Below are 3,905 nucleotides of genomic sequence, written 5' to 3'. Positions count from 1 at the left end.
GTTGACCCTCCCAACAATCAACAATGACCTTTACAACAATCTGCACGTGAGTCGGAGTGATGACCTTTGCTTCATAAAAAAACAAAACAACTATGAAGACAATTTTCATTACAGGCACTTCGAGTGGCCTTGGTAAAGCAGCAGTTCAATTGTTTCACAGCAACGGCTGGCATGTAATTGCTACCATGCGCAATGTAGAGAAGGCAAAAGACTTTGCGGGCATGGAGCGCGTAACAGTATTGCCGCTTGATATCACCAACGAAGAGCAGATCAAAACCACCGTAGCCAAAGCCATTGGCTTAGGTAGTATAGATATAGTGCTCAACAACGCAGCCTATGGTGCTATAGGTCCGCTGGAAGGTATGTCGCAGGCACAGATTGCGCAGGTAGTAGATACCAATTTGTTAGGTGCCATTCGTGTAACGCAGGCTTTTATTCCGCACTTCCGCGAAAGAAAGAGTGGCCTGTTCATCAACGTAACCTCTATGGCCGGTTTCCTCACGTTTCCGTTTGCCAGTATATATAGTGCTGTAAAGTTCGGCCTGCAGGGTTGGAGCGAAGGCATGAACTATGAACTGGCGCCTTTCGGCATCCGTATAAAAACTGTTGCACCGGGCTATATAAAAACAGAATTTGGATCGAACACGCTCATCGTTCCGGCAGAGCCCTATAAACCTATGATGGATCGTTTTCTTAGTGTTATAGCCGACCCTGCGCTGGCGCAACAAGGTTCTACTGCCGAAGATATAGCGGCCGTAGTATATGAAGCCGCCACCGATGGTAAGGACCGTGTACACTATGTGGCCGGTAAAGATGCCCACATGCTGCACGACCGCAGGCTGGCGATCGGGGCAGAAGCTGCGATAAAAGAAATAGCACAACAATTTTTAGGTTGATATATTTATACCTCGCGTGTCCAGACTATAATTATGGCGAATACAACAGACCCTAATGTTCCTTCGATCGTTTATTCGGTTACGTCCAAAAGACTTATCGAAGGCGAGCTCTTCATCAAACAACATGTATTCGACTATATTATAGCCGGCACATCGGAGGTTTATTTCGGGGGCAAGGCGCAGGTATATAACGCGGGCGACTTCCGTTTTGTGGCGAAGAACCGGCTCAGCAAATTTACCAAGCAACCGGAGCCGGGTGGCGACTACCGGTCTATCTCTATCTGCATCGACAACAACACGCTGCTGGAAATGAAAGACTATCACTTGCAGGATAAAAAACTGCATACTCCGTACGACAATATATTTCCGCTTACCCCGAATAAATTTTTCAAGAACTATATAGACTCTTTGTTGCCTTACCTGGAAAACGGCAAACAGATCAGTCAGGACCTGGTTAAGACAAAGATCAAAGAAGCCATCCTGATCTTTATGGAAGCAAACCCCAAATTGCGAAATATACTCTTTGACTTTACCGAGCCTGGCAAGATCGACCTGGAAGCCTATATGAACGAACACTTCCAATACAATGGCGACCTCAATCACTTTGCCTACCTGACGGGCCGAAGTCTTTCTACGTTTAAAAGAGACTTCCAGAAAATATATAGCACCACACCCAACAAGTGGCTGCTGCAAAAACGACTGGAGCAGGCTCACTATCTGCTAAAGCAAAAAAAGATGCGCTCCACCGATGTATATATCGATGTGGGCTTTAAAGATTACTCACATTTTTCAGTAGCGTTTAAGAAGGCGTATGGCGTAGCTCCGTCTGCAGTGCGGTGAGTTTATTTCCCGCTGATCTCGCAGAATTGCGCAGAGTAAATGCAAAGACCGGAAGTCGGGAAGTTAGAAGTCAGGAAGCAGTTGTCACGATTAACTATTAACCATTAACGGATAACGAAATTGAATATCGAATAATGAACACGGAATAACGAATGTTGAAGTAGGAGACAAGTCAGAATATAGTTCTTGTCTTCTAATGACAGATAACTATTAGCGGATAACGATTAACGAATGCAGAAGTGATCAGCCAAAATATAGCTTCGCGAACTTTGTATCTCCTTCGCGTAACTCTGTGCCATTGGATTTTTACATACTCACAGGTGTATGGTTAACTATTAACGAATAACCGCCACCAAAGCCAGCGGCAAAAGGCTATACTCAATTCATACTCCTGAAATCGCGTGGCGACATTCCTGTTTTTGATTTGAATATTTTGGTGAAATGCGAAGGATGTCCAAAGCCGAGGTCATAAGCAATTTCGCTGATCGATCGTTGGCTACCCAACAGCAGCGATTTGGCTTTATCGATGAGTTGTAGGTGTATATGCTCCAGTGTTGTTTTGCCGGTATATTTACTGAGTAAATCTGAGAGATAGTCGGGCGATAAACGTAGCTGTGAGGCAAAGTGCTTTACATCGGGTAAACCGGTTTCGATCAGCGTGTCGGTTGCAAAGTAATCGCTCAGTAATCTTTCAAACTTCTGCACAATGTCGTGGTTTACTTTGGCGCGCGTTAAAAATTGTCGCCCGTAAAAGCGCGTACAATAATTGAGCATCAGTTGCAGATTATCGAGTATAAGCCCCTGCGTGTGCCTGTCGAAGTTCTGGCTATACTCATTCTCAATTTTCTGAAGGCAATCGAGCAATGTACTTTTTTCAGTATCAGAAATGTGCAGCGCTTCGTTTACATCGTAGTGAAAGAAATTATACTCATGAATTTTGCGGCCCAGTTCCGAAGCATGCAGCAGGTCAGGATGGAAGAATAAGCCCCAGCCTTCCAGCACTCGTATATCCGGACTCGATGATATTACCTGGTGTGGCGCAGTAAACATCAGAGTGCCTTCTTCAAAATCATAATGTGATTTGCCATATTTCATGGAGCCTTCAAAGCGCTTGCACATGACGGAGTATAGCGGAGTGCGATAATATACTTCTTCTTTCGGCCGATCGGGATTTGCTTTGGTGAGATCAATAATCGTGATCAGCGGATGCTGCGGCTTATCGTACTTATAAAATTTATGTATGTCCGCTATAGAATTAATGTCGATATACTTTTGCATGCAAGTATAAATTACTGTGGAAGTTACGATTAATTATGCCATGGCACCCCCGCTCACGAGCAGTGTATAGGGGGAAACCGGTATGCCGGCATACCATTTTCTGCTATAGCGATGTGATGATTACTTGATAAAGAAGTCGCGAATGGTTTTTACAAATACCTCGTCAGTATTCTTTAACTTGGTGTTGATGTAGTATTGTGCATCGGCACCGGCTACATAGCGCAGTTGTGCTTTGCCATCGGTGGCTGCGGTATATATGGTGTTGGCTACATCTTCGGCTGTGGCTTTGGGTAAATGCTCGGTGGGCCTGGCATAGTTGGCAAAGAATGAAGCCATCAACGGATTGTATTCCGGAATTTCATTCTTGATCATATCAAGTCCGCCACGGAAGTTGGTGTGTACTCCGCCCGGCTCTACAATCTTTACCGCTATATTTAGTTTGAAGAGTTCGTGCGACAGTGATTCAGAAAATCCTTCTACGGCAAACTTAGTGCTGTTATATAAACTTCCAAAGGGTAAACCTACCATGCCGCCAAACGAAGATATATTTATTATAACACCACCATGACTACGCAGGTGAGGCAGCACAGCTTGTGTGACATCCATCAACCCGAAGAGATTAACATCAAATTGTCTTTTGATCTGCTCGCGGGTTGCCGATTCAAAAACGCCCATCAGTCCGTAGCCTGCATTGTTGACAACGACATCGATCGTGCCGAATTTTTTTAGGGCAGCATCTATAGCGGATTGGATGGAGGCTTTGTTCTGCACATCGAGTTTTGTTACCAATACATTTTCCAGTTTGGAAAGTTCTTCTTCTTTTTCCGGAGCGCGCATGGTAGCCGCTACGTTCCAGCCATTTTTCTGAAACAGCTTCGAAGTCTCTCTCCC

Annotated in this window: 4 protein-coding genes; 2 read left to right on the top strand and 2 right to left on the bottom strand. The window is 44.8% G+C overall.

The window, feature by feature from the left end; translation table 11 throughout:
* Positions 1-92: 92 nt before the first annotated feature.
* Both VIN08_RS27170 and VIN08_RS27165 read left to right on the top strand, forming a co-directional pair.
* Positions 93-896 carry an SDR family oxidoreductase gene (locus VIN08_RS27170; protein WP_331972578.1) on the top strand — a complete coding sequence of 268 codons (804 nt, stop codon included), beginning with the start codon at positions 93-95 and terminating at the stop codon, positions 894-896.
* Between the two features lie 33 nt (positions 897-929).
* Entirely contained in the window at positions 930-1,736 is an 807-nt protein-coding gene (locus tag VIN08_RS27165; RefSeq protein ID WP_331972575.1) for an AraC family transcriptional regulator, read from the top strand.
* A 378-nt stretch (positions 1,737-2,114) separates the two neighbouring features.
* Here VIN08_RS27165 and VIN08_RS27160 read toward each other — a convergent pair whose 3' ends face one another.
* On the bottom strand, positions 2,115-3,014 hold the full coding sequence (locus VIN08_RS27160) for a helix-turn-helix transcriptional regulator (protein ID WP_331972572.1): 900 nt from the start codon (positions 3,012-3,014) through the stop codon (positions 2,115-2,117).
* A gap of 120 nt (positions 3,015-3,134) precedes the next feature.
* A partial coding sequence (locus tag VIN08_RS27155) for an SDR family oxidoreductase (protein ID WP_331972570.1) occupies positions 3,135-3,905 on the bottom strand: 771 nt, incomplete at its 5' end.

Source organism: Ohtaekwangia sp. (assembly GCF_036568665.1).
In the GTDB taxonomy this organism is placed as follows: Bacteria; Bacteroidota; Bacteroidia; order Cytophagales; family Cyclobacteriaceae; genus Ohtaekwangia.
The sequence above is the reverse complement of the archived record's forward strand: the minus strand, read 5'-3'. Positions and strand labels throughout refer to the sequence as shown.